This window comes from Methylobacterium terrae, assembly GCF_003173755.1.
GTDB classification, from domain to species: Bacteria; Pseudomonadota; Alphaproteobacteria; order Rhizobiales; family Beijerinckiaceae; genus Methylobacterium; species Methylobacterium terrae.
Genome location: NZ_CP029553.1, coordinates 4,736,256 through 4,762,801, shown reverse-complemented (window position 1 = coordinate 4,762,801; position 26,546 = coordinate 4,736,256). Strand labels below are relative to the sequence as shown.

The 26,546-nt window shown below is 71.1% G+C and carries 19 protein-coding genes and 1 tRNA gene; 6 read left to right on the top strand and 14 right to left on the bottom strand.

What is annotated here, in order from left to right; genetic code table 11:
- Positions 1 to 102 precede the first annotated feature (102 nt).
- Genes DK419_RS22045 through DK419_RS22035 form a run of 3 tightly spaced genes read right to left on the bottom strand, consistent with a single transcriptional unit; the run spans position 103 to position 4,613 of the window.
- Positions 103 to 2,145: an NADH:flavin oxidoreductase gene (locus DK419_RS22045; RefSeq protein ID WP_109960992.1), complete on the bottom strand. Its 2,043-nt coding sequence runs from the start codon at positions 2,143 to 2,145 to the stop codon at positions 103 to 105.
- A 55-nt stretch (positions 2,146 to 2,200) separates the two neighbouring features.
- A complete protein-coding gene (locus DK419_RS22040) occupies positions 2,201 to 3,349 on the bottom strand; it encodes an FAD-binding oxidoreductase (protein WP_109960991.1) in 1,149 nt (382 codons plus the stop codon).
- Between the two features lie 4 nt (positions 3,350 to 3,353).
- The gene (locus DK419_RS22035; RefSeq protein ID WP_109960990.1) at positions 3,354 to 4,613 is read right to left on the bottom strand and encodes an aromatic ring-hydroxylating oxygenase subunit alpha; all 1,260 of its coding nucleotides are present in this window, start codon (positions 4,611 to 4,613) and stop codon (positions 3,354 to 3,356) included.
- Positions 4,614 to 4,850: 237 nt separating this feature from the next.
- Between DK419_RS22035 and DK419_RS22030 the strand changes: the two genes are divergently transcribed.
- The 4 genes from DK419_RS22030 (at position 4,851) to DK419_RS22015 (ending at position 8,803) form a co-directional block, all read left to right on the top strand.
- Positions 4,851 to 4,942 (top strand) — tRNA-Ser (locus DK419_RS22030).
- A gap of 128 nt (positions 4,943 to 5,070) precedes the next feature.
- The gene (locus DK419_RS22025; protein WP_109960989.1) at positions 5,071 to 6,333 is read left to right on the top strand and encodes an MFS transporter; all 1,263 of its coding nucleotides are present in this window, start codon (positions 5,071 to 5,073) and stop codon (positions 6,331 to 6,333) included.
- 114 nt (positions 6,334 to 6,447) lie between these two features.
- Entirely contained in the window at positions 6,448 to 7,605 is a 1,158-nt protein-coding gene (locus DK419_RS22020) for an oxidoreductase (protein ID WP_109960988.1), read from the top strand.
- Positions 7,606 to 7,744: 139 nt separating this feature from the next.
- Positions 7,745 to 8,803 (top strand): alpha/beta hydrolase, encoded by a 1,059-nt coding sequence (locus DK419_RS22015; RefSeq protein WP_109960987.1) that lies wholly within the window; start codon positions 7,745 to 7,747, stop codon positions 8,801 to 8,803.
- Between the two features lie 70 nt (positions 8,804 to 8,873).
- On the opposite strand, the gene DK419_RS22010 is transcribed toward DK419_RS22015, so the two are convergent.
- The 3 genes from DK419_RS22010 to DK419_RS22000 all read right to left on the bottom strand — a co-directional run bounded on the left by DK419_RS22010 (position 8,874) and on the right by DK419_RS22000 (position 13,453).
- The gene (locus DK419_RS22010) at positions 8,874 to 9,941 is read right to left on the bottom strand and encodes a DUF4274 domain-containing protein (protein WP_162561356.1); all 1,068 of its coding nucleotides are present in this window, start codon (positions 9,939 to 9,941) and stop codon (positions 8,874 to 8,876) included.
- Positions 9,942 to 10,362: 421 nt separating this feature from the next.
- Positions 10,363 to 12,531: a methyl-accepting chemotaxis protein gene (locus DK419_RS22005; protein WP_109960985.1), complete on the bottom strand. Its 2,169-nt coding sequence runs from the start codon at positions 12,529 to 12,531 to the stop codon at positions 10,363 to 10,365.
- A 307-nt stretch (positions 12,532 to 12,838) separates the two neighbouring features.
- The gene (locus tag DK419_RS22000; protein WP_109960984.1) at positions 12,839 to 13,453 is read right to left on the bottom strand and encodes a TetR/AcrR family transcriptional regulator; all 615 of its coding nucleotides are present in this window, start codon (positions 13,451 to 13,453) and stop codon (positions 12,839 to 12,841) included.
- A gap of 88 nt (positions 13,454 to 13,541) precedes the next feature.
- On the opposite strand from DK419_RS22000, the gene DK419_RS21995 reads away from it, so the two are divergent.
- Both DK419_RS21995 and DK419_RS21990 read left to right on the top strand, forming a co-directional pair.
- On the top strand, positions 13,542 to 14,810 hold the full coding sequence (locus DK419_RS21995) for an efflux RND transporter periplasmic adaptor subunit (RefSeq protein WP_109960983.1): 1,269 nt from the start codon (positions 13,542 to 13,544) through the stop codon (positions 14,808 to 14,810).
- A gap of 469 nt (positions 14,811 to 15,279) precedes the next feature.
- The gene (locus tag DK419_RS21990; RefSeq protein WP_109960982.1) at positions 15,280 to 18,471 is read left to right on the top strand and encodes an efflux RND transporter permease subunit; all 3,192 of its coding nucleotides are present in this window, start codon (positions 15,280 to 15,282) and stop codon (positions 18,469 to 18,471) included.
- A 271-nt stretch (positions 18,472 to 18,742) separates the two neighbouring features.
- Here DK419_RS21990 and DK419_RS21985 read toward each other — a convergent pair whose 3' ends face one another.
- The 8 genes from DK419_RS21985 to DK419_RS21950 all read right to left on the bottom strand — a co-directional run bounded on the left by DK419_RS21985 (position 18,743) and on the right by DK419_RS21950 (position 26,506).
- Entirely contained in the window at positions 18,743 to 19,327 is a 585-nt protein-coding gene (locus tag DK419_RS21985; RefSeq protein ID WP_109960981.1) for a hypothetical protein, read from the bottom strand.
- A 348-nt stretch (positions 19,328 to 19,675) separates the two neighbouring features.
- Complete coding sequence (locus tag DK419_RS21980; protein ID WP_162561459.1) at positions 19,676 to 20,380, bottom strand: ABC transporter ATP-binding protein; 705 nt, start codon at positions 20,378 to 20,380, stop codon at positions 19,676 to 19,678.
- Positions 20,373 to 21,134 carry an ABC transporter ATP-binding protein gene (locus DK419_RS21975; protein WP_245442623.1) on the bottom strand — a complete coding sequence of 254 codons (762 nt, stop codon included), beginning with the start codon at positions 21,132 to 21,134 and terminating at the stop codon, positions 20,373 to 20,375. The genes DK419_RS21980 and DK419_RS21975 overlap by 8 nt, the downstream gene beginning before the upstream one ends.
- A complete protein-coding gene (locus tag DK419_RS21970; protein ID WP_109960979.1) occupies positions 21,131 to 22,171 on the bottom strand; it encodes a branched-chain amino acid ABC transporter permease in 1,041 nt (346 codons plus the stop codon). The genes DK419_RS21975 and DK419_RS21970 overlap by 4 nt, the downstream gene beginning before the upstream one ends.
- Positions 22,172 to 23,050 carry a branched-chain amino acid ABC transporter permease gene (locus DK419_RS21965; protein WP_109960978.1) on the bottom strand — a complete coding sequence of 293 codons (879 nt, stop codon included), beginning with the start codon at positions 23,048 to 23,050 and terminating at the stop codon, positions 22,172 to 22,174.
- Positions 23,051 to 23,299: 249 nt separating this feature from the next.
- The gene (locus DK419_RS21960) at positions 23,300 to 24,550 is read right to left on the bottom strand and encodes an ABC transporter substrate-binding protein (RefSeq protein WP_208642233.1); all 1,251 of its coding nucleotides are present in this window, start codon (positions 24,548 to 24,550) and stop codon (positions 23,300 to 23,302) included.
- 140 nt (positions 24,551 to 24,690) lie between these two features.
- Positions 24,691 to 25,491: a putative hydro-lyase gene (locus DK419_RS21955; RefSeq protein WP_109960977.1), complete on the bottom strand. Its 801-nt coding sequence runs from the start codon at positions 25,489 to 25,491 to the stop codon at positions 24,691 to 24,693.
- A gap of 118 nt (positions 25,492 to 25,609) precedes the next feature.
- The gene (locus DK419_RS21950) at positions 25,610 to 26,506 is read right to left on the bottom strand and encodes a LysR family transcriptional regulator (RefSeq protein ID WP_109960976.1); all 897 of its coding nucleotides are present in this window, start codon (positions 26,504 to 26,506) and stop codon (positions 25,610 to 25,612) included.
- Positions 26,507 to 26,546: the final 40 nt, after the last annotated feature.

Below are 26,546 nucleotides of genomic sequence, written 5' to 3'. Positions count from 1 at the left end.
TGCCCGCTCCGGACGCGGCGTCCCCTCTCCCGGCCCCTCCGGGGGCCACCCTCCCCCGCAGAGGGGGGAGGGTTCGCGCGCGGGTCTATCGGTCCACCGGACTCACAGGTCCTTGCACAACCTCAACGCATCGTAGATCGCCGCGTGGATGTTGCGGCCGGCCACCGCGTCGCCGATGCGGTAGAGGGCGTAGCCCTTCGAGAGGTCGTAGGGCTGGGGCTCGCCGCGCAGCATCGCGTCCTGGTCGGTCTGGCCGTGGTTGACCGATGCCGGCTTCAGGGCGTGGTAGAGCCCCTCGACCGGCAGGGTGCCGTGATCGACCACGATGCGGTCGACGAGGCGCTCCTCCTCGGCGTCGGTCATGGTGTTGCGGAGCGCCGCGACGAAACGGTTGCCCTCGGGGTAGATCTCGATCAGCTCCATGTTCGGCGTCATCACGACGCCGAGCTTGTAGAGCTCGCGCAGGTGGATCGGCTGGTTGGTGGTGCCGACCTCCTCCGCCACCATGCGGTCGTGGGTGGCGATCTCGACGAGGCAGCCGCGCTTGGCGAGCAATTCGGCGACCGACGAGGCGTTGTGCTGGCCCATCTCGTCGTAGAGCAGCACCGAGCCGGTGGGTTCCACGGCGCCGGCGAGAACCTCGGCGGTGGTGACGGCGTGCTGGTCGGCGCCCTTGGCGTGGCCGCGGGAGGGCGTGCCGCCGGTCGCCACGATGACGACGTCGGGTGTCTCGGCCAGCACCATGGCCTCGGTGGCCTCGGTGTCGAGCCTGAGGTCCACCCCGAGCTTCGTCGCTTGAGCCACGAGCCAGCGCGGGATGCCCGACATCGCCTCGCGCCAGCCGGCCTTGGCCGCGAGCCCGATCTGGCCGCCCGCCTGGCCGCTCTTCTCGAACAGCACCACCGCGTGGCCGCGCTCGGCGCAGACCCGGGCCGCCTCGAGCCCGCCGGGCCCGGCCCCGATCACCACGACGCGCCGGCGCCGATCCGCCTTGCGGATCTCGTGCGGCATCGTTGCCTCCCGGCCGGTGGCGGCGTTCTGGATGCAGAGCGCGTCGCCGCCGACGTAGATCCGGTCGATGCAGTAGCCGGCGCCGACGCATTGGCGGATGTCGTCCGCCCGGCCCTCGGAGAGCTTCTTCACGAGGTGCGGGTCGGCGATGTGGGCGCGGGTCATCGCCACCATGTCGACGTGACCCTCCGCGACGGCGCGGGCGGCCGTCGCCAGGTCCGTGACGCGCTGGGCGTGGAAGACCGGCACGTCGACCTCGCGCTTGATCGCGCTCGGCAGGAACAGGAAGGGGGCCACCGGGAACGACATGTTGGGCAGCGAGATCGCGTGGGCGATGTGGTCGCGCGCCTGGCCGCCGAGCACGTTCAAGAAATCGACGAGGCCGCGCTTCGCGTACTCCGCCGCGATCGTCACGCAGTCGTCCTGGGACAGGCCGTCGGCGATCATCTCGTCGCCGGACATGCGGATGCCGATGACGTAGTCGTCGCCGGCCGCCGCCCGCATCGCCTCCAGCACCTCGATGCCGAAGCGCATCCGGTTCTCGAGGCTGCCGCCGTACTTGTCGGTGCGCCGGTTGACGCTCGGCGACCAGAACTGGTCGATCAGGTGGCCGTGGGCGGCCGAGACCTCGCAGCCGTCGAGCCCGCCCTCGCGGCAGCGGCGCGCGGCCTCGGCGAAGCTCTTCACCACCCGGGCAATGTCCTCCTCCTCCATCTCCTTCGGGATGGTGCGGGAGGCCGGCTCGCGCCGGGGCGAGGGCGAGATCGTGGGCAGCCAGTGCTCGGTGTCCCACTTCGTGCGCCGGCCCATATGGGTGAGCTGGATCATCAATTTGCCGCCGTGCTCGTGCACGCGGTCGGCGAATTGCCGGAAGTACGGGATCACCGAATCGTCGGCGACCGAGATCTGGTTCCAGGGCGCGGCCGGGCTGTCGGGGGCGACCGAGGAGGAGCCGCCGAACATGGTCAGCCCGATGCCGCCCTTCGCCTTCTCGGCGTGGTAGAGCTGGTAGCGCTCCTGGGGTTTGCCGTCGCGGCCGTAGCCCGGCGCGTGGCTCGTCGACATCACCCGGTTGCGGATGGTGAGGCCCTTGATGGTGAGCGGCTTCAAGAGCGCGTCGGCATTGGCGATCACGGGACGACTCCCGAAGGCGAGGGCCAGGGTTACTGAAAGACCGAAGACGTGATCGTCAGCGCTCGACGACGAGGTCGCTGGTCGGCTTGGAGCAGCACAAGAGCGCCATGCCGGCATCGATCTCGCGCTGGCGGATGCCGCCCGCATGGGTCATGGAGACGGTGCCCTTGGTGACCTTCGACTTGCAGGTGCCGCACAGGCCCTTGGCGCAGGAGGAGGGCAGCCGGATGCCGGCCTTGCGGGCGGCGTCGAGGACCGTCGAGTCCTCCGGGCAGTCGAGCACCCGGCGGGTCTTGGCGAACTCGACCCGGAACGTCCGCACCGCGGCGGGCGCGGCCTCCGCCTCGGCCGAGGATTCGGCATCGAGGGTCCGGCCGGCTTCCGCGGCGGCCTGCTGCTCGGCCTCCGGCAGGGCGCCGAAGTCGAAGCTCTCCTCGTGGTGCCGGGCCATGTCGAAGCCGGCCTCGCGCAGCATCGCCCGCACGGCGTCCATGTAGGGCTTCGGCCCGCAGACGAAGACCTCGCGCTCCGGCAAGTCCGGCACCGCCGCGCTCAAGGTCTCGAGGGTGAGGCGGCCCTTCGGCCCCGCCCAGGCCTCGTCCGGCGCATCGGCCTCGCAGACCGCGTGGAAGCGGAAGGCGGGATCGAGCCGGGCCATCGTCTCGAGTTCGCCCCGGAACACGATGTCGGCCGGGCTGCGGGCGGAATGCACGAAGGCGACGTCGCGATTCCCGCCGAGGTCGTGGAAGGTGCGCGCCATCGCCATCATCGGCGTCACGCCGCTGCCGCCCGACAGGAGCAGGTACTTTTGCGCCGGATGGGTGAAGCAGGAGAAATCACCCATCGGCCCGAGCGCCCGCACGGTGTCGCCGGGTTTCAGCGTGTCGTGCAGCCAGTTCGAGACCGGACCGCCGGGGACGCGCTTGACGGTGATCGACAGGGCGTGCGGCCGGGTCGGTGCCGAGGAGATCGTGTAGCAGCGGTGGATCGTCTCGGCCCCGATCTCGAAGGCGAAGGCCAGGAACTGGCCCGGCGCGTAGGCGAAGAGCCGGGGCCCGGAGGGAGCGAGCACGAAGGTCTTCACGTCGTGCGTCTCGTCGCGCACCGCGAGGCAGACCAGGGCGTCGTCGGCCTCCGCGTCCCAGGAGGCTGTGGCCGCGAGGCGTGAGGCGGCCGGCTCGGTCGAGGCGGGGACCGAATTCATGGCGCTAGCGCCCCAGATGCGCGGCCATGCGGCCGACGTACCAGTTGCAGAACTTTTCCACGAGCATCTCGGTGTTCGGCGAGTAGGGACCGGGCTCGTAGGCGGGCGAGCGCGCGCCCTGCTGGCAGATGCCGACGAGCTCGCTGTCCTGGTCGTTGGTGGCCTCCCAGACGCTGATCAGGTTGGCGAGGTCGTAGTCGACGCCCTCGACCGCGTCCTTGTGGACGAGCCACTTGGTGCGCAGGAGCGAGCGCTCGGCATCGAGCGGCAGCACCGAGAAGGTGACGATGTGGTCGCCGAGGAAGTGGTGCCAGGAATTCGGCTGCGTCCAGACCGAGAGGCCGCCGAGCTTGGCGTTCGTGAGGTCGCCCAGCAGCTTCCTGCAGGCGGCCTTGGTGTCGATGGTGTGGGATTCGCCCTCGCCGTCGAGCGGCAGGCGCTCGGTGCGGAAGGCCGTGACCATCGTGTCGAGCTCGTCGATCTCCCGCGAGGGCAGCCCTTCCGCCTCCCACTCGCCGTGGCGGGTCTTCAGCAGGCAGCCGTAGCGCTCGGCTTCGGCACGGTCGTGCTCGTCCATCTCCTCGGGCGCGAAGCCGAAGCCGTAGGCGAAGAGCGGCACGGTCAGCTCGGGATGGTTGGCCCCGCAATGGTAGCACTCGCGGTTGTTCTCCATCGTGAGCTTCCAGTTGCCGGGCTCGATGATGTCCTTCTGGAACGCGACCTTGGTGTTGCGCACGTTGTGGGGCGCGATGTAGGGGCCGAGCCGGGCGGCCATCTCGTCGAAGTCGGCCGGCGGCTCGTCGGCGAGGCAGATGAAGAGCAGGCCCTCGAGCGAGCGGATGTGCACGGGCTTCAGGCCGTGGCAGCCTCGTTTGAAATCCGGACCCATATGCTCGGCATGGATCAGGTTGCCGGTGAGGTCGTAGGTCCAGGAATGGTAGCGGCAGACGAGGTTGCCGACCGTGGACTTCTCCTCGTGGACGAGGCGGGCGCCGCGATGCCGGCAGACGTTGTGGAAGGCGCGGATCTCGTCGTCGTCGTCGCGCACGATCGCGACCGAGGCCTTGCCGACATCGACGACCATCACGTCGCCGGCCTCCGGCACGTCGGGCTCGACGCCGACATAGATCCAGTGCCGGCCGAAGATCACCTCCATGTCGGCCTCGAAGATCTCGGGGCTGAGATAGAACGGCGCCGGCAGGCTGTAACCGGGACGGCGCTCGCGCAGGAGGCGCTGCAGCGGAGTGGGGGTCACGTCGAGCATGGGGCCTCGCAGAGCCGTATCGAGCGAGGACGACTATCCCCGCGCGGCCGGACCGCCGCTGCCCTGTCAGCGACATTCCCTTCGCTCGCTGCGACGCGCCCCGATCCCGCCCGTTCGCCCGGATCGGCCCGGACGGGCGCGGGACGGCCGCCGCACGCTGCGGGTGGCATGGCACAGCCGCGCCTCGACGAAACCGGTTGACCGCGCCCCGCCGATTCCCTAGAGCGTTGGCCCACCGGAGACGTGGCCGAGCGGCTGAAGGCACTCGTTTGCTAAATGAGCAAGCCCCGAAAGGGGCTTCGAGGGTTCGAATCCCTCCGTCTCCGCCATCCTGCAAAGACCTTTCCTGCACGACCCCACCCTGCACGACCATGGCGACCGAAGCGTAGCCTGTCGTCGAAGGACGGTGTGTCGGACGCGCGTCGCGGTGCGGCGATCCCGCCGGAGGATCGAGACGATGCGTTCGCCGCCGAGCTTGCAGGGATCGGTCTGGCGCGTCGGCCTGTTCTCCCTCCTCTACCTCTACCAGGGCATCGTGGCCGGCTTCGCGCTGACGGCGCTCGCCAACCACTTCGCCGCGTCCGGGACGTCGGCGGCGGAGGTCGGGCGCCATCTCGCGGTCGTCGGGCTGCCCTGGGTCGCGCAGCCGCTGCTCTGGGGCCCGCTGGTCGACCGCGCCGTGCCCTTCCGCATGGGGCCGCGCCGCGCCTGGCTCGTGCTCTCGCTCGCCGGCGCGCAGGCATGCCTGGCGGGTCTCCTCCTCCTCGGCCCCGCCGCGGGCCTGACGGCGATCAGCGTCGTACTGTTCCTGCACAGCCTCGCCGCATCGCTGGCCGACACCGCGACCGACCGCATGATCGCCGGCAGCGTGCCGGCAGGCGAACTGGGGCGGACCAGCGCCGCGACGCGGGCGGGCTTCGTGATCGGCAGCGCCGCCGGAACCGCGCTCTTCGCCTGGATCCTCGAGGCGCGGGGCTTTCCGGCCGCCGCGGGCGCGCTCCTCGGCCTGACCACGCCGCTCGCCGCCGCGGCCGTCCTCGTGCGCGAGGCGCCGGGCGACCGGTTCCTCTCCCTGCGCCGCGGCCCGGCCCGCGGGGAGGGGCCGGCGGAGGAGCGGGTGGCGTGGTCGTCCTTCGCGCGCCGGCTGCTGGCCTCGTTCCGCGGCCGCGACGCGGCGATCCTGCTGGCGTTGTGCTTCGCGATCGATCTCGGGCTCGCGCTGTTCCAGGTCCCCTTCGCCGTCGCGATGGTGCAGGTCCACGGCTGGGAGGCGGGCGCCCTGTCGCGGCTCCAGGCGCTGCTCGCGCTCCTGGGCGGGACGCTCGGCGCGGCGGGGATCGGCGCCTATGTCGATCGCGCCGGGCCGGGGCCGGCGCTTCGCGCCCTGCTGCTTGCCTGCGCGGCGGCGTTCGCGGCGGCGGCGGGGCTGATCGCCGCCGGGCTCGAGGCCGCGGCGGGACCGGTCATCCTGGGCCTCGTCGGCGTCGTGCCGGCACTGCTCTACGTCGCGCTGCTGCCGACGGTGCTGCTGGCGAGCCGCGACGGCCGCGCCTCGGCGACGCAGTTCCAGATCTACATGGCGGCGATGAACCTCGGCGACGTCGCCGGCGCGGGGGCGGCCGCCCCCGTCGCCTCCGTGGTCGGCCCCGCCCTGGTCGCCCTCGGGGTCGCCGGCCTGTTCCTCGCCTGCGCACGCCTCGCCCCCGCCGGAACGGCCTGAGGCGCGCGCTCGACGGCGCCCCTGGCGGGGAGCCGGATCCTGCGCCATCACTCGTCTCCGGGGAGGCTCCGGCGCGCGGCCCGCGCCCGCCCTGCCCTGCCGTCCGGAGCGCCGATGCCCGACCTGTTCAGCCCGTTCACCCTCAAGGACGTCACCCTGCGCAACCGCATCGTCATGTCGCCGATGACGATGTACCGCTCGCCGCCGGACGGCACGGTGACCGACTTCCACCTGATGCTGGTCGGCTCGCGGGCCGCCGGCGGGTTCGGGCTGGTCTTTCCCGAGCAGATCGCCATCCAGCCCGACGGGCGCACCTCGACGGCCTGCGCCGGCCTGTGGGACGACGCGCAGATCGAGGGGCTGGCGCGCATCAACCGCCTGGTGAAGGACATGGGCGCGGTGCCGGCGATCCAGCTCGGCCATACCGGGCGCAAAGGGAGCGAGAACCGCCCCTGGGACGATCCGCGCCGGCAATACCCGCCCGATCACCCGCAGGGCTGGCCGGTGCGCGGGCCCTCCGCCCTGCCCTACGGCGGCCGCTTCCAGCATCCGGTCCACGCGATGTCGGTGGCCGAGATCCGGGAGGTCCACGCGGCCTACGCGGCGGCCGCGCGCCGCGCCGCCGAGGCGGGATTCGAGTGGCTCGAGCTGCACTTCGCCCACGGCTATCTCGGCGCGAGCTTCTTCTCGCCGCTGGCGAACAAGCGCACCGACGCCTATGGCGGCCCGCTCGAGAACCGGGCCCGCTTCCACCTGGAGGCGATCGACGCCGTGAGGGCGGTCTGGCCCGAGCGCCTGCCCCTGACGATGCGCCTGGGCTCCGACGACCTGCACGAGGACGGGGTCCAGTTCGAGGACTCGGTGACCGCGATCGGCTGGATGAAGGAGCGCGGGCTCGACCTCGCCGACCTGTCGGTCGGCCTCAACACCGACGACATGCGGGCGCCGCCCTTCAAGCAGCTCGCCTTCATGGTCGAGCGCGGCGCGCGGGTCCGGCGCGAGTGCGGCCTGCCCGTCGGCGTGAGCTGGAACCTCGGCGTTCCCGCCGAGGCCGACCGGGTGATCCGGGAGGAGCTGGTCGACCTCGTCTTCATCGGCCGGCCGGCGCTCGCCAACCCGCACTGGCCGGTCTGGGCCGCGCGCGAGCTCGGCCATCCGGACCCGTTCTCCCTCGTGCCGGAGGACTGGGCCTGGTGGCTGCGCAACTTCCGCGCCAGCCCCGACGCCATCGGCTGGCCGCCGGTGCCCGCGCCGTCCGGCCCGGCCGCCTGAGGCCCGCGGCCGCGGTCCGCCGGCAAAGGCTTGTGAGTCCCTGGACCCGGCGCTGTGCGGGCGCGACCTCGCGCCCTACTCTCCTGGCGACCGCGGAGCGCCGCACGAGACGGCGCGGGCGGTCCCTCGGGAGGACAGGATGCGGACGATCAGACTTGCGCGCCGGTTCGGCGCGACCTTGGCGGGCCTCGTCGCGGCGACCTCGGTCGCCGCACAGGGCGCGCCGCCGCCGCTGCAGGTGCCGGAGAAGAGCGTGCCGGTGCCGGCCGACGTCAGCCCGCAGATGGCGAAGATCGTCGGCGCGCCCTTGCGCCAGAACTGGAACATCCAGCCGAAGACCGGCGAGGAGTGGAAGCCGGTCGCCGAGGCCGGCGCGGCGGCGCTCGCGCGTCAGGTGCCCGGGATGCTGGAACGCCTGAAGGTGAAGGTCGAGCGCACCACGATCGACGGCGTGCGGGCCTTCATCGTCACCCCGGAGACCATCCCGCCCGAGAACCGCGACCGGCTGCTCGTGCACGTCCACGGCGGCTGCTACGTGCTCAATCCGGGCGAGGCGGGCCTGCCGGAGGCGATCTTCATGGCGGGCTTCGGCCGGTTCAAGGTCGTCTCGGTCGATTACCGCATGCCGCCGGAGGCGACCTATCCGGCCGCCCACGACGACGCGATGACGGTGTGGAAGGCGGTCACCAAGATGGCCGACCCGAAGAAGACGGCGATCTTCGGCACCTCGGCCGGCGGGGCGCTGACCCTCGCGATGGTGCTGCGCGCCAAGCGGGAAGGACTGCCGCTCCCGGCGGCGATCGCCCCCGGCACGCCGATGTCGGACACGACCAAGGTCGGCGACAGCTTCGTCACCAACGCGATGCTCGACAACGTGCTGGTCTCCCCCGACGGCTTCTGCGACGCGGGCGCGAAGGTCTACGCCAACGGCCACGATTTGAGGGACCCGATGCTGTCGCCGGTCTACGGCGACATGCACGGCTTTCCCCCGACCATCCTGACGACGGGCACCCGCGACCTCCTCCTGTCGAACACCGTGCGGGTCCACCGCAAGCTGCGCGATGCCGGCGTCGAGGCCTTCCTCCAGGTCGGCGAGGGCCAGTCGCACGCCCACTACATCCGCGACGACACCGCGCCGGAGACCCGCAAGGTGTTCGAGGAGATCGCCGGGTTCTTCGACCGCCACCTCGCCCGGTGACAAGAAGCGGTCGGCGGTCGTCTGCCGCGACCGCCGGCCCGACGATCCGCCGCGATCCCGCGCCCCTCCGTCAGTCCGCGGGCGAGGCGTTGCAGCAACGGGGGAAATCCACTCCGCAGCCCCGGGCCTCGCGGCCGCGCTTCCACGTGCTGAAGCCGATCCACAGGTGGCCGTGCTCGTAGAGATAGTCGGAATCCGGCTCCCGGACGCCGAACCGGCGCTCGCCCGGGCCCGGAACGCGCCACGGGAACGGGCGGCCCTCGGCCTCCCGGCGGGCGACGATCTCGTCGTAGAGCGCGATCTCGGACGGAACGACCGAGGAGAGCCGCAAGTCGTTGCGCCGATAATGCCCACGCTGCCAGTTGTGCCCGACGCGCGCCATCAGCTCCCACGAGTTGCGGTAGAGCGGGCTGAGCGTCTCGGGCTCGCTATCGCCTAGGTCCATGGCGGCGATGAAGAAAAACTGGGCCGCGGTGGCGAGGTCGCAATCCGGCTGGTCGAGGATCCACGCGATGACGTCCTCGCGGCCGATGCCGTTATAGTCCCACCGGTCGACGACGACGTTCCAGGTATCCGGCGTCTGGAGCTTGATCCAGCGGAGGAACTCGGCGGGCTCAGTGCTCAGCCGGGCGAAGGGGCACGCCCGGTACTCGGCCCACAGGGCCTCCTCCCGCGCGCGGGCCGGCGCTTCAGACTCGACCCGCTTCGCCTCGGCCGCCTGCTGGGCGAGGACGGCGTTGCGCCGCTGTCGCATGAGTCGGACCGTAGCAGCATCGAGGTAAGCCAAGAGATCGTCGACGGCACCGTCGTTCTCGGGTGTCGGGAAGTAGACGGAGCGCGCCGCCATCAGGCGGACGATCGCGATCGGCGGCAGGAGCCGGATCGTGTCGAAGAACGTCCCGAAGGTCCCGTCGCGCATGGCGATCCGCGCGGCGCGCGCCTCGTGCCGCACGTCTTCGCGAAAGTATTGCCACGACAAACCCGGAAGCGGGTCCTCGGGCTGCGCGGCGGCTGCCAGCACGACGCTGTTATGCACGTAGTCCCGGTAGAAGGCGATCCTCTCATCGGAGGGCAGGCGTCCCGGGCCGGACGGCTCGGTGCGGCGCAGCACTTCGGTCAACCAGTCGAAGATGGTCATAATGGCAGACACCTCACCCTCGCCGCAGCTCACGACGTCATCTTACCCAAGGTCTTTAGCGACGACCGATGAAGGATCGATGAGCCCGATTGCGGAAACCCCGGCCCTTCTCGTGTCGCGCCGCCCCCGAGCGACGGATACGGACCGGTCATACGATTTCCGATTGATCGCTTCGCGATGCAGAAATCGGCTTCGCTTAGGCGCCGCGCCGGCCGGTGATACGAATTCCGGAAGTCATCTTCCGGAATTCGTGTCAGGTGCCCGGAACGGGCTTGGAGGCGCATCCCGCCTCGGGGCGGCGGCCGTGGCCGCGGGGTCCCTGGGGCGAGCCGCCGCCCGTATCGATCCGGCGGATGTCGCGACTGCGAACGGTCCGGGCTTACGCATGACGGCGCGCCCGTTCCCGGGCGCACCGGACGCCTCAGGCGGCGCGGACGCTGGTGAGGAAGCCGTCGACCTCGCGGCGCAGGTGGGCGCACTCGTCCGACAGGTCCTCGGAGGCCTGCGCCACTTCGCCCGCCGCCCGGCCCGCGACGCCCGCGGCCTCGGCGACCTCGGCGATGTCGCGCGTCATCGCGGCGGTGCCGTCGGTCGCCTCGGCCATCTGGCGCACGATCTCGTGGGTCATCGCGCCCTGCTCCTCGATCGCCGAGGCGATGCCGGTCGCGACCTGGCTCATCGCCTCGATCTGGACGGTCACGCCGGCGATCGCCTCCCCGGCTCCCCGGCTGGTCGACTGGATCGCCGCGACGTGGCGGCCGATCTCGTCGGTGGCCCGCGCGGTCTGGCCGGCGAGCTCCTTGACTTCCGCCGCGACGACCGCGAAGCCGCGCCCCGCCTCGCCGGCCCGCGCCGCCTCGATCGTCGCGTTGAGCGCGAGCAGGTTGGTCTGGGAGGCGATCTGCGACACGAGGCCGACGACGTCGCCGATGCGGGCGGCGGCGGCGGAGAGATCGGCCATCGTGCCGCCGGCCTGGCGCGCCTGCGCCACCGCCTCGGCCGACATGCCGGCGGCCTGCACGACCTGGCGGCCGATCTCCGCCACGGTCGCGCCGAGCTCCTCGGCCGCCGCCGCGACGGCGCCGACATTGCCGCTGGTCTGCCGGGCGACGGCCGCGACGCCGACCGAGCGGGTCGACGTCCCCTCGACCGCCCGGGTGACGGCCCCGGAGGCCCCGGTCAGCCCCTCGGCCGCACCCGACACGCGGGCGACGATGGCGCCGACGGAGACCTCGAACCGGTCGGCGAGGTCGCGCAGCAGGTGGCGCCGGGCCTCCTCCTCGCGCAGGCGCGCCGCCTCGGTGGTGCGCAGCTGCTCGGCCGCCTCCTCGAGCGAGACGTCGCGGATCATCACCACGGCCCGGGCGATGTCGCCGATCTCGTCGCGGCGCCGGCCCCCCGGCACCGCGTCCAGGGCCCGGCGGGCGGCGAGCGCCGTCAGCGCCCCGGTGAGCGCGGCGAGCGGACGCACGATCGCCCGCGACATCGCGAGGCCGAGGAGCGCCGTCGCGACGAGGACGCAAAGGCCGATCAGCACCAGCATCCGCGACAGGGCGTCCACCGCCCGGAGCGCCTCGGCCTCGGACTGCTCCGCCACCATCGTCCAGCGGGCGCCGAGCACCGGCACGGCGGCGCTCACCGCCAGGCGGCGGCCTCCGGGCGTCTCGTAGGTGAACGGCGTTCCGGCCGCGACCAGGTCCGGGGTGAGGCCGAGATCGCTCGCCGGCGCCCCGGCCGCTACGCCCGGCGCGAGGGGCGAGGCGAGGGGCGGTTTGGCCCGCAGCCGCCCGTCGGGGCCGACCGCGAGGGTCTCGCCGGTCTCGCCGAGGCCGGCGCGCTGGGACAGGGTGAGGTCGAACAGCGTGGGCGCGAGCCGCATCACGACGTAGCCCGCCCGCTCCACGGCCTGCGCGGTACCCATGGCGACGTTGGCGCGCCGGCTCATCGCCTTGCCGATGAAGGCCGCCGGGCCCCCTCCGACCGGGTAGGCGGCGAAGTCCGCGAACGAGACCGCGTCGGGCCCCGCCGCCTTCATCCGCTCGAACAGCCGGGCGAGCCCGGTCTCGCGCAAGGGCGCGTCGGTCACCGAGATCGCGAAGTCGTCGCCCTTCGTCGCCGTGTAGACGACCCGCCCGTCGAGATCGAGGAACAGCAGGTCGGCGTAGCCGGGCTGGCTCAGGAGCTTGCGGGCCACCTCCTGCACCTTGACGTGCCGGCGGCCGTACATCGTGTTCGTCGTCGCGCCGTCGAAGGCGAGCCGCGCCTCGATGCCCGCCGGGGCCCGGAAGGCGGCGAGGATCCCGGCGTAATCCGGCTTGCCCGGATCGAGGGTCTCGACGAGGTCGGTGAAGTTCGAGGCCACCTGCGGGTGGCCGGCGGCGGCGGCGAAATCCGCCTGGGCCCGGTCGGCCACGAGGGCGACGCCGTGGCCGGTCGCCGTCGCGGCGAGCCGCAGCGTGTCCTGGACGGAGGAGACGAGGCTGCTCCTGGCGGAGTACCAGCTCAGGCCGCCCATCACGGTCGCGCTGACGAGCGCGAGGCCGACGATGGTCGAGGGCAGCCTGACGGCCAGCTTGGACAGGGACGACATCAAGGGATCCAGCTCGCGACGCGCTGCTTGCCGTAGAAGGCTCGGGGGTGGGGCGAAGGCCCCGTCGCCGGCACAGGACCGGGATCGCGATAATTTTCAGTAAAATCCCAATCAGTCCGTCCCGACGTTAGGTGACGGATATGACCCGGCGCTCCGGCGAGAATCCCACCACCGCAACCGTTCCGCGCACGAATACCACTGACGATCGCCGCGAACCCGTCGCGATGGCCGAGATTCTCAGGCGGGCTCCCGGCGACACGCCGGCGGGCGCTCCGCACGCGAAGGCGCCCGTCGCGCCTCGGTCCCGTCAGCCCGCCCCGTCGGCCGCGACGCGGCTCGGCGGAAACGCCCCGAGCGACACCCGCGCCACCTCCCGCAACGCCTCCCGGTCGGCGCCGGAGGAGGCCAGCACCCCCATCCCGGAGGCGACCGTCGAGAGGAAGCGGGCGAGCGTCGCCGGGTCGCTGTCCGCCGCCAGGTCGCCCTCGGCCCGCGCCTGCGCGAAGCGCTCGCGCAATTCGGCCTCGCCCTGGGCGCGGCGGGCGGCGAGCTCGAACGGGATGTTCTCCGAGCCGGCGCCGCAGGCGAGCCCGCCCTGGACGAGCAGGCAGCCCGGCGGGTTCGCCGGGTCGGTGTGGCTCTCGGCGATGCTCGACAGGAAGCGCTCGGCGACGTCGCGGGCGGTCGCGCCGGCAAGCACGTAGCGCATGTGCTCGGAGCGGCGCTCGGCGTAGCGGTCGAGGGCGGCCTTCAGGAGCCCCTCCTTGCTGCCGAAGGCGGCGTAGAGGCTCGGCGGTTTGATGCCCATCGCCTTGGTCAGCATCGCGAGCGTCGCCCCGTCGTAGCCGTGGCGCCAGAACACCTCCATCGCCTCGTCGAGGGCCTTGTCCGTGCAGAAGGACCGGGGGCGCCCCATCACCATTGTCCGCTGGCTCCAACTTTTGTATCGAGTGGTAGATAAGTCACTTGACGGCCGGCGTCCACGCCGACATGTGTAACGCACCTTACAGATGTCGGAGCCGGTCGTGAATTCCGATCCTGCTGTCGTCCCGTCCCGCCTCCCCCGCCTCGCCGCGGCCGGCCTCGCCGTCGCGCTCCTGGCCGGAGTGTCCTACCCTTACCTGCCGCTGCCGCGCCTGTCCCCGGGTCAGGCCGTCGCCGCGACGCCACCGGTCGAGCAGGCGGTCCCGGTACCGGTCGCCGCGATCGAGCCGCGCGACGTGGTCCTGTTCGACGAGTTCTCGGGCCGGCTCGAGGCGGTCGAGCGCATCGACGTGCGGGCCCGGGTCGGCGGCGCCGTGCAGGCGACGCACTTCTCGGAGGGCGACCTCGTGAAGGCCGGCGACCTCCTGGTGACGATCGACCCCGCCCCCTACGCGGCCGAGGTCCAGCGCCTGGAGGCCCAGGTGGCGGGCGCCGAGGCGCGGCTGGCGCTGACGGCCAGCGATTACGAGCGCGGGCAGCGCCTGTCGGACCAGCGCATCGTCACGGCGCGCGACCTCGACGTGCGGGCGAACGCCTTCAAGGAGGCCAAGGCCAACCTCGACGCCGCGAAGGCGGCGCTGGCGGCGGCGCGCCTCAACCTCGACTACACGGAAGTCCGGGCCGCGGTGAGCGGCCGGGTCGGGCGCCGGGAGATCACCCCGGGCAACCTCGTGGCGACCGGGGCGGGCGCCGCCGTGCTGACGACGCTGGTCTCGGTCGATCCGATCTACGCGAGCTTCGACGCCGACGAGACGGTGGTGCTGAAGGCGCTCGCCGCCATCGCCGACCCGTCCGGCCGGCGCGGCAAGCTCGACCGCATCCCGGTCGAGATGGCGACCGCCGACGGCGAGCGGGCGCGAGGACACCTCCAGTTCATCGACAACAAGGTCGATGCCCGCAGCGGCACGGTGCGGGTGCGCGCCACCTTCGCCAATGCCGACGGGCACCTGATCCCGGGCCAGTTCGCGCGGATGCGCCTCGGCCAGGCGGCGCCCGAGCGGCTGCTCCTCGTCGACGAGCGGGCGGTCGGCACCGACCAGGACAAGCGCTTCGTGCTGGTGGTCGGCGCCGACAGCCGGGCCGAGTTCCGGACCGTCACCCTCGGCCGGGCGGTCGAGGGCCTGCGCATCGTCACCTCGGGCCTGTCGGGGGGTGAGCGGATCGTCGTCAACGGCCTGCAGCGGGTGCGCCCGGGCAGCCTCGTCAGCCCCTCCCCGGTGACGATGGGCGCGCGGCCGATGCAGGAGCCGGGGACGGGCAAGGGGATGGGGACCGGGAAGCTGGCGCAAAGGTGAGGAGGTGGGCGGATCGCCTTCGGGCCATCGGCCGACACCTCTCCCCGTCGTCCCGGGGCGAGCCTCGGCGAGAACCCGGGATCCATGACCGCTGGCGCTGGAGAATACGGCGATCGGCGTCCCGCCTCGTCCGGGATCGTCGGCGGTCATGGATCCCGGGTTCCGCAGCGCGGCCCCGGGATGACAGAGCGGGTTACATGTCCCGCAGCGTTTGAAAATAGATCTCAGTTCCCCTCTCCCATTCGCAAGAGGGGACAGGGGTGAGGGTGCTACGCCTCCGAGTAAAATTCGGACTGTCCCGGTCCCGGCACCCCGATCAGTGCTCGATCCTGAACCGTATCACCCTCGCGCGATCTTTGATCGCCCCTACCCCTCTCCCACACGGGAGAGGGGATCCCGCGACATTCTCTTATCCTGACATTCGAGGCGGCAACCGCCTTCAGGATCCCTCTCGCCCCCGGAGGGCGGCATGAACCTCTCCAAGTTCTTCATCGACCGCCCGATCTTCGCGGGCGTGCTCTCGGTGCTCATCTTCATCGGCGGGTTGCTGTCGCTGTTCGCGATGCCGATCTCCGAGTACCCGGACGTGGTGCCGCCCTCCGTGGTGGTGCGGGCGACCTTCCCGGGCGCCAACCCCAAGGTCATCGCCGAGACCGTGGCGACGCCGATCGAGGAGCAGATTAACGGCGTCGAGGGCATGCTCTACATGTCGAGCCAGGCGACGACGGACGGCATCATGACGCTGACCGTGACGTTCCGGCTCGGCACCGATCCCGACAAGGCGCAGCAGCTGGTCCAGAACCGGGTCTCGCAGGCCGAGCCGCGCCTGCCGGCGATCGTGCGCCAGCTCGGCATCGTCACGGTGAAGTCCTCGCCCGACCTGACGATGGTGGTCCACCTCGTCTCGCCGAACGGCCGGTACGACATGACGTACCTGCGCAACTACGCGGTGCTCAACATCAAGGACCGGCTCGCGCGCCTGGACGGCGTCGGCCAGGTGCAGCTCTTCGGCTCGGGCGACTACGCGATGCGGATCTGGCTCGACCCGCAAAGGGCCGCCGAGCACGGCCTGTCGGCCGGCGACGTGGTGCGGGAGATCCAGGCCCAGAACGTCGAGGCGGCGGCCGGCACCATCGGTGCCTCGCCGGCCATCCCCGGCCTCGACCTGCAGCTCTCGCTCAACGCGGAAGGGCGCCTCACCAGCGAGGAGCAGTTCGGCGACATCGTGGTCAAGACCGGCGAGAACGGCGAGATCACGCGCCTGCGCGACATCGCCCGGATCGAGCTCGGCGCCGCGGACTACGCGCTCCGCTCGCTCCTCGACAACAAGTCGGCGGTGGCGCTTCCCATCTCGCAATCGCCCGGCTCGAACGCGATCCAGATCTCCGATGCGGTCCGCCGGACCATGGCGGAGATCAAGGCGAATATGCCCGAGGGGGTCGATTACCAGATCGTCTACGACCCGACCCAGTTCGTGCGCGCCTCGATCGAGGCGGTGATCCACACCCTGCTCGAGGCGGTCGCCCTCGTGGTGCTGGTGGTGATCCTGTTCCTGCAGACCTGGCGGGCCTCGATCATCCCGCTTCTCGCCGTGCCGGTCTCGATCGTCGGCACCTTCGCGGTGATGCACGCCTTCGGCTTCTCGATCAACGCGCTCAGCCTGTTCGGCCTCGTGCTCGCCATCGGCATCGTGGTCGACGACGCGATCGTCGTGGTGGAGAACGTCGAGCGCAACATCGAGGCCGGGCTGTCGCCGCGGGACGCCTCCTATCAGGCGATGCGCGAGGTCTCGGGCCCGATCATCGCCATCGCGCTGGTGCTGGTGGCGGTGTTCGTGCCGCTCGCCTTCATCAGCGGGTTGACCGGCCAGTTCTACAAGCAGTTCGCGCTGACCATCGCGATCTCGACGGTGATCTCGGCGATCAACTCGCTGACCCTGTCGCCCGCCCTCTCGGCGCTGCTCCTCAAGGACCATCACGCGCCGAAGGACCGGCTGACCCGGGTCCTCGACGGGCTGCTCGGCTGGTTCTTCCGCCGCTTCAACCGCGCCTTCGGACGGGCGTCCGACGGCTACGGCCGCGGCGTCGGCGGCGTCATCTCGCGAAAGGGCGCGATGATGGTGGTCTACCTCGTCCTCGTCGGGGTGACCGCGCTCCTGTTCCGCCAGATCCCCGGCGGCTTCGTGCCGGGCCAGGACAAGCAGTACCTCGTCGGCTTCGCGCAATTGCCCGACGGCGCCACCCTCGACCGGACCGAGGAGGTGATCCGCCGTATGAGCGAGATCGCCCTGAAGGAACCCGGCGTCGAGAGCGCGGTGGCCTTCCCGGGGCTCTCGATCAACGGCTTCACCAACTCGTCGAATTCGGGGATCGTGTTCTCGACCCTGAAGCCCTTCGAGGAGCGCAAGGGCCCGGGGCTCGACGGCGCCTCGATCGCGATGTCGCTGAACAAGAAGTACGCAGGCATCCCGGAAGCCTTCATCGCGATGTTCCCGCCGCCGCCGGTCAACGGGCTCGGCACGATCGGCGGCTTCAAGCTCCAGATCGAGGACCGGGCCGGCCTCGGCTACGAGGCGCTGAACGACGCGACGAAAGCCTTCCTCGCCAAGGCCGCGCAGGCGCCGGAACTCGCCGGCCTGTTCTCGAGCTTCCAGATGAACGTGCCGCAGCTCTTCGCCGACATCGACCGGACCAAGGCGCGCCAGCTCAAGATCCCGGTCACCGACGTGTTCGACACGCTGCAGATCTATCTCGGATCGCTCTACGTCAACGACTTCAACAAGTTCGGCCGCACCTACTCGGTCCGGGTCCAGGCCGACGCGCCGTTCCGCGCCCGTTCCGACGATGTCGGCCTGCTGAAGGTGCGGGCGGGCTCCGGCGAGATGGTGCCGCTCTCGACGCTCCTGCGGGTGCGCCAGACCGCCGGCCCGGAGCGGGCGATGCGCTACAACGGCTTCCTCACCGCCGACATCAACGCGGGCGCCGCCCCCGGCTACTCGTCCGGCCAGGCGCAAGCCGCGGCGACGCGGATCGCCGCCGAGACCCTGCCGCGCGGCTTCTCGTTCGAGTGGACCGACCTCACCTACCAGGAATTCATCGCCGGCAACTCGGGCGTCTGGGTGTTCCCGCTCGCCCTGCTGCTGGTCTTCCTGGTGCTGGCGGCGCAGTACGAGAGCCTCGCCCTGCCGCTGGCGATCCTCCTGATCGTGCCGATGGGCCTGCTGGCGGCGATGACCGGCGTCTGGCTGTCGTCGGGCGACAACAACGTCTTCACCCAGATCGGCCTGATCGTCCTCGTCGGGCTCTCGGCCAAGAACGCCATCCTGATCGTCGAATTCGCCCGGGAACTGGAATTTGCCGGCCGTACCCCGGTCCAGGCGGCGGTCGAGGCGAGCCGCCTGCGCCTACGCCCGATCCTGATGACCTCGATGGCCTTCATCATGGGCGTGCTGCCGCTGGTCACCGCGACGGGGGCCGGCTCGGAGATGCGCCGCGCCATGGGCGTCGCGGTGTTCTCCGGCATGATCGGGGTGACGGCGTTCGGGCTGTTCCTGACGCCGGTGTTCTACGTGCTGCTGCGCCGGCTCAGCGGGAGCCGGCCGCTGAAGCAGCATGGCGGGCACGGGACGGTGGCGGAGGGGCACGTCGCCGAGGTGGCGTGAGGCGGCAGGCTCGGTATTGCTGCCACACGCCCTATTTGGCGCTGATGTTTCAGAATTGAGCGCGGTTCCCCTCTCCCGTGTGGGAGAGGGGTTAGGGGTGAGGGTGCTACGGTCCCGAGTAAAGCTCAGATCGTCACGCTGCCAGCACGACGGTCATAGCTCTACACGGAAGCGTGTCACCCTCGCGCGATCTTCGATCGCCCCTACCCCTCTCCCACACGGGAGAGGGGATCCCGCGCTTTATTTACGAAGCGGCGTGAGTGGAGGCTCGTCAGACCTCGAAATCCCCCGGTGCGATGTCGGCGCTGCGCAGGAAGATCTGCAGGGCCGGCTGCATCGACCGGTGCAGGTGGGGCAGGTCGTCCCGCTTGCCGCCGATCGCCCGGCTCATCGACTCCTCGATGGCATCCGGGCCGTAGGGCGCGCCCGCATCGACCGCCGGCACGCCGCGGGCCTCGTCCCAGCCCATGGCGAGGTGCCGGATCAGGGCGATGTGCTCGGGGCCGACCTCGAACACGATCTGCTCGGGCGCCGTCCCGGTGCTCTCATCGCGAAACACGTCGGAGACGTGGGACAGGTCGAGCTTGGTCAGGGGGTTGTGGTAGCTGTAGCGGCCGGGCTTCAGCTCGGCGTGGCGCAGGAAGGCGACCAGCGCCTCGCCCACCGCCCGGTGCTCCTCCGCCGCGCCCTCGTCGTCGCCGGTGACGTTGGCGATGTCGCCGTCGCGGTCGAGGCTGCCGTAGGGGGCGTCCGGGTGGATCACCGGGGCGCCCTGCCCCGTCGGGTCCCAGGCCACGACCAGCCGCCGGATCAGGGCGATGCGCTCAAGCGTGATCTCGGTGGTGCGGCTGGTCATCGATGGGTCTCCGTGCGGAGCCCTCTGTAGAGCATCGGGCGGGTGGGCGGGAGTCTCGCGCTTACGGCCCCTTCCCCTCTCCCCGCGGGCGGGGAGAGGGCCGCGTTCCCGTCCAGGGAACGCGGCGAGCCCGCAGGGCGAGGGTGAGGGGGTGTTTCCGGCGGAGCCACGTTCGGCACCTCCCCCTCAACCTCGCTCCGGCTTTCGCCTCCGCTGGCCGTGTCTCCTGCACGGAGACACGGCCCTCTCCCCGCCCGCGGGGAGAGGGGAGACCCGCGCCTCGTTGCTCCAGGGACCGTCAATACGGCCGCCGCACGGATCAAGACGCACTCCCTCTCGAATCGTCGATCAGATCCCCAGATACGCCCGCCGCACCTCCGGGTCGTCCCGCAGGGTCGCCGCCGGGCCGGTGAGCATCAGGCGGCCGGTCTGGAGCACGTAGGCCCGGTCGGCGATGCTCAGGGATTCCGCCAAGCGCTGCTCGACCAGCAGGATCGTCGTGCCCGAGGCGCGGATCGCCTCGATCGCGGCAAAGATCTCGTCGACGAGCTTGGGCATGATGCCCTGCGAGGGCTCGTCGAGCATGAGGAGCCGTGGCCGGGTCATCAGGGCGCGGCCGATCGCGAGCATCTGCTGCTCGCCGCCCGACAGGGTGCCGGCGCGCTGCGGCAGGCGCTCCTTGAGGCGGGGGAACAGGGAGAAGACCCGCTCCAGCGGCGCCTCGCGGTCGGCGGCCTTGCGGTGGAGGTAGCTGCCGAGCCGCAGGTTGTCCGAGACCGAGAGGCGCGGGAAGAGCCGCTTGTTCTCCGGCACGTAGGCGATGCCCTTCGCCGTGATGGCGTGGCCGGGCAAGCCGTCGATGCGGACGCCGTCGAACGCGACCTCGCCGGAGCGCGGCCGTTCCATCCCGGCGATCGACTTGAGCAGGGTCGACTTGCCGGCCCCGTTGGCGCCGGCCACGACGACGATCTCTCCGGTCTCGACCTCGATCGAGACGCCCTGGATGGCGAGCAGGCCCTGATAGGCGGTGGAGAGCGCGCGGACCTCAAGCAGCACGGTGGCGCTCCCCCAGATAGGCGGTGATGACGCCCTCGTGGCGCACCACCTCGGTCGGATGGCCCTCGGCCAGCACGCGGCCGAGATGCAGCACCACGGCACGGTCGACGAGCGGCATCACCACCTCCATCACGTGCTCGACCATGATGACGGTGACGCCGCGGGCCGCGACCTTGCGGATCAGCTCGACGCCGGCCTTGGCCTCGCTCGGGGTCAGCCCCGTCAGCACCTCGTCGAGGAGGAGGAGCTTCGGCTCGGTGGCGAGCGCGCGGGCGACCTCGAGGCGGCGCTTCTCCGGCGGCGTCAGTTCCCCGGCCACGGCCTCGGCCCGGTGGCTGAGCCCCGCGAAGTCGAGGGTTTCCAGCGCCACGCGGCGCGCCGCGGCGGCGCCGGCGTGGCGGGCGAAGCCCCCGACGATGACGTTCTCGACCACGTTCATCGAGTCGAAGGAGCGGGGCACCTGGAAGGTGCGGGCGATGCCGCGCCGGCAGCGCTCGGGGGCGGAGAGATCGGTGATGTCCCGACCCCGGAAGACGATCCGGCCCTCGCTCGGCCGGTAGGTGCCGGAGATCAGGTTGAACAGGGTCGACTTGCCGGCGCCGTTCGGGCCGAGCAGCCCGAGGATCTGGCCCTCCGGCACGTCGAGGCTGACATCGGCATTGGCGACGAGGCCGCCGAAGCGCAGCGTGACGTGGTCGATTCGCAGCAGGGGTTCGCTCGCGGGCGAGGTGCTCACGGACGGGGTGCTCACGGCGTCGCCTCCTCGTTGCGGGCCTTGCGGGTGCGGCGGAACAGGCTGAGCACGCCCTCGGGCCGGGCGAGCGCCACCACCATCACGAGGACGCCGTAGAGCATCAGGTCGAGGCCGTTGCCGCTGCCGCCGAGATAGGAGCGGCTGATCTCGGTGAGCGGGATCAGGATCGCGGCGCCGACGAGCGGTCCCCAGAGGGTACCGATGCCGCCGAGCACCGCCGGCAGGGCAAACAGCAGCGAGAAGCGGAAGCTCATCACGCTCTCGGGATCGATGTACGAGACGTAGGCCGCGTAGAACCCGCCGCCGATCGCGGTGAAGAAGGCCGAGACGGCCGCCGCCGCCATCTTGGAGCGGAAGACCTCGACGCCGAGGCTCTCGGCGGCCTGGGCATCGTCCTTGACCGCGCGCCACCAGTAACCCCAGCGCGAGCCCTCGATCAGCCAGGTCACGAACCAGACCACGGCGAGGAGGCCGACCGCGAAGTGGACGTAGGGGATCTTGTCGCGGGCGAATTGCAGCGTCCACCACGAATCCGGGTTGAACGGCCACTGGATGCCCATGGCGCCGCCGACGAACTCCCAGTTGTGGACGAGGAGCAGGCCGATCTCCGCGATCACGATGGTGGCGATCGAGAAGTAGTGGCCGGCGAGCCGAAAGCACGGATAGCCGAGGACGAGCGCGACCAGGGCCGAGAGCAGGCCGCCCGCCAGCATCCCGAACCACGGCAGCACGCCGTAATTGACGAACAGGACCGAGGTCGCGTAGGCGCCGAAGCCGAAATAGAGCGCGTGGCCGAGCGACACCTGCCCGCAATAGCCGCCCAGGATGTTCCAGCTCTGCGAGAGCGCGGCGTACATCAGGGTCAGGATCAGGACGTTCTGCAGGTAGACGTCGCGGATGCCGTAGGGCAGCGCCGCGAGGGCGGCGAAGACGAGGAGCGCGACGACCAGCTTGCGCCGGCGCTTCGCTGCGTAGCTCGCCTCGGCCCGCACCAGGCTCGATCCCGGCGCGAGGGCGGTGGTCAGCGTGGTCATCTAGAGCCTCCCGAACAGGCCTTGCGGCCGCGCGAACACCACCGCGAGGTAGAGGGCGTAGACGCCGACGGATTTGAGCGCCGGCGGCAGGATCACCGCCGTGAAGGCCTCGACGAGGCCGACGATGATCCCGGCGACGAGCGCGCCGGCCACGCTGCCGAAGCCGCCGAGCGCCACCGTGACGTAGGCGATGAGCGCGAAGCTCGCGCCGACCTGGGGGTGGATGTAGTAGAAGATCGCCAGCACCGCGCCGGCGAGCCCGACGAGGGCGGCCCCTAAGCCCCAGCCGAGGGCGAAGACCCGGTTGCGGTCGATGCCGACGAGCGCCACCGCGCCCTGGTCCTCGCGCGTCGCCTCGAGCGCGCGGCCGAAATCGGTGCGGCTCATCAGGAGGTGCAGGCCCCCGAAGGCGGCGAGCGAGACGGCGGCGCCGAAGATCTGCGGCCAGGGCAGGAAGATGCCGCCGAGCTCGAGGGTGCGCCCGCCGAGCCAGGTGTTCTGGACGTTGCGGTAATCCGGCGTGAACAGGTACTGGGCGGCGCCCTGGAGCAGGATCGCGAGCCCGAAGGTCGCGAAGATCTGCACCATGCCCTGGTTGGCCTTGGCCCGCATGGCGAACCGGACCACGCCCATATAGGCGGCGGCGCCTAAGCTGAAGAGCAGGGCGGCGACCAGCGGCATCAGCACCACCGGATCGAGCTGGGTGGCCAGCACCAGCCCGAAGGTCGCGTACATGGCGAGCATCAGGAACTCGCCGTGGGCGAAGTTCACCACGTCCATCAGGCCGAAGATCAGCGAGAGGCCGACCGCGATCAGGGCGTAGATCAAGCCCATCAGGAGGCCGCTCGCCAGCACCTGCACCAGGGCTTGCGTCGTCATGGGGTCGGTCGGGGCTCCGGGTGGTGAGCTTCGCGAGACGCGCTCGATCGTCACCGAGAAGGGCGCGGGATCCCCTCTCCCGTGTGGGAGAGGGGTTGGGGGTGAGGGTGCTGCGGCTCCGCGTGAAACGCCGAGCATCGAGCTGCCAGCACGACGGTCTGATCTTCGATCGGCACCGTGGCACCCTCACGCGGGATCTCCGATCCCCCGGCCCCTCTCCCACACGGGAGAGGGGAGGCGTGCGTCACCTCACGCGTTCATCGGCCACTTCGCGGGCGCCGCCGCGGCGGCTTCCGGGAACACCGTGACGAACTTGTCGCCGATCCATTGCAGCAGCACCGGGTCGGCGAAGGTGTTCTGGCCGTCGGGTCCGAACGCCACCTTGGTCCAGGGCATCACCGTGCGGGTGCCCGGGATGTCGGTGGCGGCGAGCGCGGCGCGGATCTTCTGGCCGTCGGTCGAGCCGGCGCGGTCGAGGGCGTCGGCGAGCACGATCATCGCCATGAACTGGCGCGAGGAATTGTCATTGAGGTCGCGGCCGGCGCGGGCCTTGTACATCCCGTTGACGGTGGCGACCATCGGGCGCTTGGCGGCCAGATCGAGGGAGAAGCTGCCGCGCGAGATCAGGCCCTGGAGCTTGTCGCCGACCGCGTCGTAGGTGACCTTCTCGGAGAAGCCGGCGGCCTGGGCGATGATGCTCTTCGGCTTGTAGCCGAGCTCGGCCATCGTCTTCGTCAAGAGGATCGCGTCGGTGGTGTAGCTCGTCGGCAGCAGCACGTCGGCGTTCGCGGTCTTGAGCTGCTGCACCTCGGCGGTCAGCGAGGGCGAGTTGCTCTTGTACTTCACGTCGGCGACGAGCTTGTAGCCGCGCTCGGCGGCGAGCTTGCGCTGCACGGTGGAGGAATCGACGCCGTAGATCGTGTCCTCGAAGAACAGGGCGACCGAGTCGATCTTCTGGCCCTGCTTGCGCTGGGAATCCAGGAAGTCGAACATCGCGGTCGAAAACATCTCGTCGTGGGCGGCCGGGCGGAAGAAGTACTTCAGGCCCTTGCGGTGCAGGCTCGGCGACGAGGAATCGGCGCAGACGAACGGCACGCCGTAGCGCTCGGCGGTGGCGCTGACGGTCGCCGAGACCGCCGACTGGTAGCAGCCGACGAGGGCCGAGACCTTGTCCTGGGTGATCAGGCGCTCGGCCTCGGCGCGGCCCTTCTGCGGGTCGGCCTGGTGGTCGGCGAAGACGAGGCGGATCTTGGCGCCGCCGAACCCGGCGAGGCCCGCGCCCTTGGCGCCTGGCAGGTCGAGGTCGTGGTCGTTGTTGATGAGGTCGAGGGCGGTCTCGATGGCGTGGCGGGCATCGACGCCGACCTGCGCGCTCGCGCCCGACATGGCGTAGAGCACGCCGACCACCACCTCCGGCGCCGCCGCGCGGGCGGGTGCGCCGCGTGAGGCGACGAGCGAGAGGGCGCCGGCCCCCACCAAGAGTTCTCGACGACGGATCATGCGCTGGCCTCCAGGCGGCGGGGACTTCTTCTAAGCCTCATTCCGCCGGCTTTGAAAAGCCGGTGTCGACGCTGTCACCAGCCCGACGGCGGAAATGATGCTCGAACAAGAGATTAAGACGAAAGGACCGGGGACATCTGTCAGAGCACCGCATATTCGGTGTTGCGCCGATCGGTGATCAGCATGCAGCCCGGCGCGTGGGTGATGGCGAAGGCCGGCCGCACCGCGGCGATCACCGATTGCGGGGTGACGCCGCAGGCCCAGAAGACCGGGATCTCGTCGTCGCCGATCGCGACCGGGTCGCCGTAATCGGGCGCGCCGACGTCGCGGATGCCGATCAGGTCCGGCCGGCCGAGATGGACCGGCGCGCCGTGCACGGAGGGGAAGCGCGAGGTGATCTGCACCGCCCGGATGGCCTGGGCCGGGGTGAGGGGTCGCATCGAGACCACCATAGGCCCGGAGAAGCGGCCGGCCGGCGCCGTGGGGATGCTGGTGCGGTACATCGGCACCCGCACCCCCATCTCGACGTGGCGCAAGGGGAGCCCGTCCTCGGCCAGAGCCGCCTCGAACGAGTACGAGCAGCCGATCACGAAGGCCACGAGGTCGTCGCGCCAGAACTCGGCGACGGAGTCGCATTCCGCCACCACCTCGCCGTCGCGCCAGACCCGGTAGCCGGGAATGTCGGTGGCGATGTCGAGGTCGAGGCCGAGCTCGGGGATCGTGCGCTCGCCCTTGGCCGACACGCCGATGATCGGGCAGGATTTCGGGTTGCGCTGGGCAAACAGCAGGAACTCGTCGGCGAGGTCGGCGGGCAGCACCGCGAGGTTGCCCTGGACGTAGCCGTCGGCGATGCCGGCGGTGCAGCCGGTGATGGCGCCGCTGCGGCAGGCGAGCCGGGCCGCCTCGCCGCTCATCCGCGCCCGGTCGAAGGGAAGGGTCATCGCCACTCCTCTGCTCAAGGATGCGCCATGTTCACATCGCAGGCACGTAAGTGCCAATCGTGATTTCGCATCGGTTTCGATAAGCCCGGCTTATCGCGGTCCGGGGGCGGCGCCAGGTTCATCGGCGCCACTCGGGCGAGGCCGCGACCTCGGCGGCGAGCCGCGCCGCCGTGGCGGCGAGCCCGCAATCGGGCGCGCTGGCATAGGTGGCGGTGAAGTCGATGTCGGGGAGCGCCGGCGCCGGGGCGATCACCCGCAGGGAGCCCGCCTCGAGGTCCTGGCGCACCACCTCCGGCGGGATCACCCCGATGCCGATGCCCTCCCGCGCCATCCGGACGATGGTGGAGAGGGACGCGTTGCTGTGCAGGCGCGGCGGCGGCAGGTTCGACTGCGCCAGCATCTCGCGCAACGAGACGTAGGGGTTGGTGTTCTTCGGGTAGGTGATCAGCGGATGGCGCAGCAGGCGCGCGAGGCTGACCTCGCCCGGGCCGAGATCGAGCCCCGGCGCGGCGATCCAGGCGAGCGACACGCTGCACAGCGGCAGGTTGACGAGGCTCGGCATGGTGATCGGCCCGACCAGGAAGGCGAGGTCGAGGTCGCGGTTCAGGAGCGCGTCGCGCATGTTGGGCGAGATGTCGACCGCGATGTCGACGGTGACGCCCGGATAGGCCTCGTTCATGCGCGCGATGAAGCGCATCAGCCAGGTGTGGACGATGGTCTCCGAGACGCCGAGACGCAGCACGCCGCGCAGCGAGCCGGGCCCGGCCACCGCCTGCATCATCTCGGTGCGCAGGCGCAGGAAGCGCTCGGCGTACGCGAGCAGGTCGCGCCCCTTGGCGGTCAGCACGACCGAGCGGGCGCGCCGCTCGAACAGGGTCACGCCGAATTCCTGCTCCAGCGCGGCGATGCGCTGCGACACCGCCGGCTGCGAGGTGTTCATCCGCTCCGCCGCCTTGCGGAAGCTGCACAGCGAGGCGGTCCAGTAGAAGATCTCCAGGCTTCTCAGTTCCGCCATGCCCCGTCCCGGATCGTCCCGGGCCATACTGGAGCAAGGT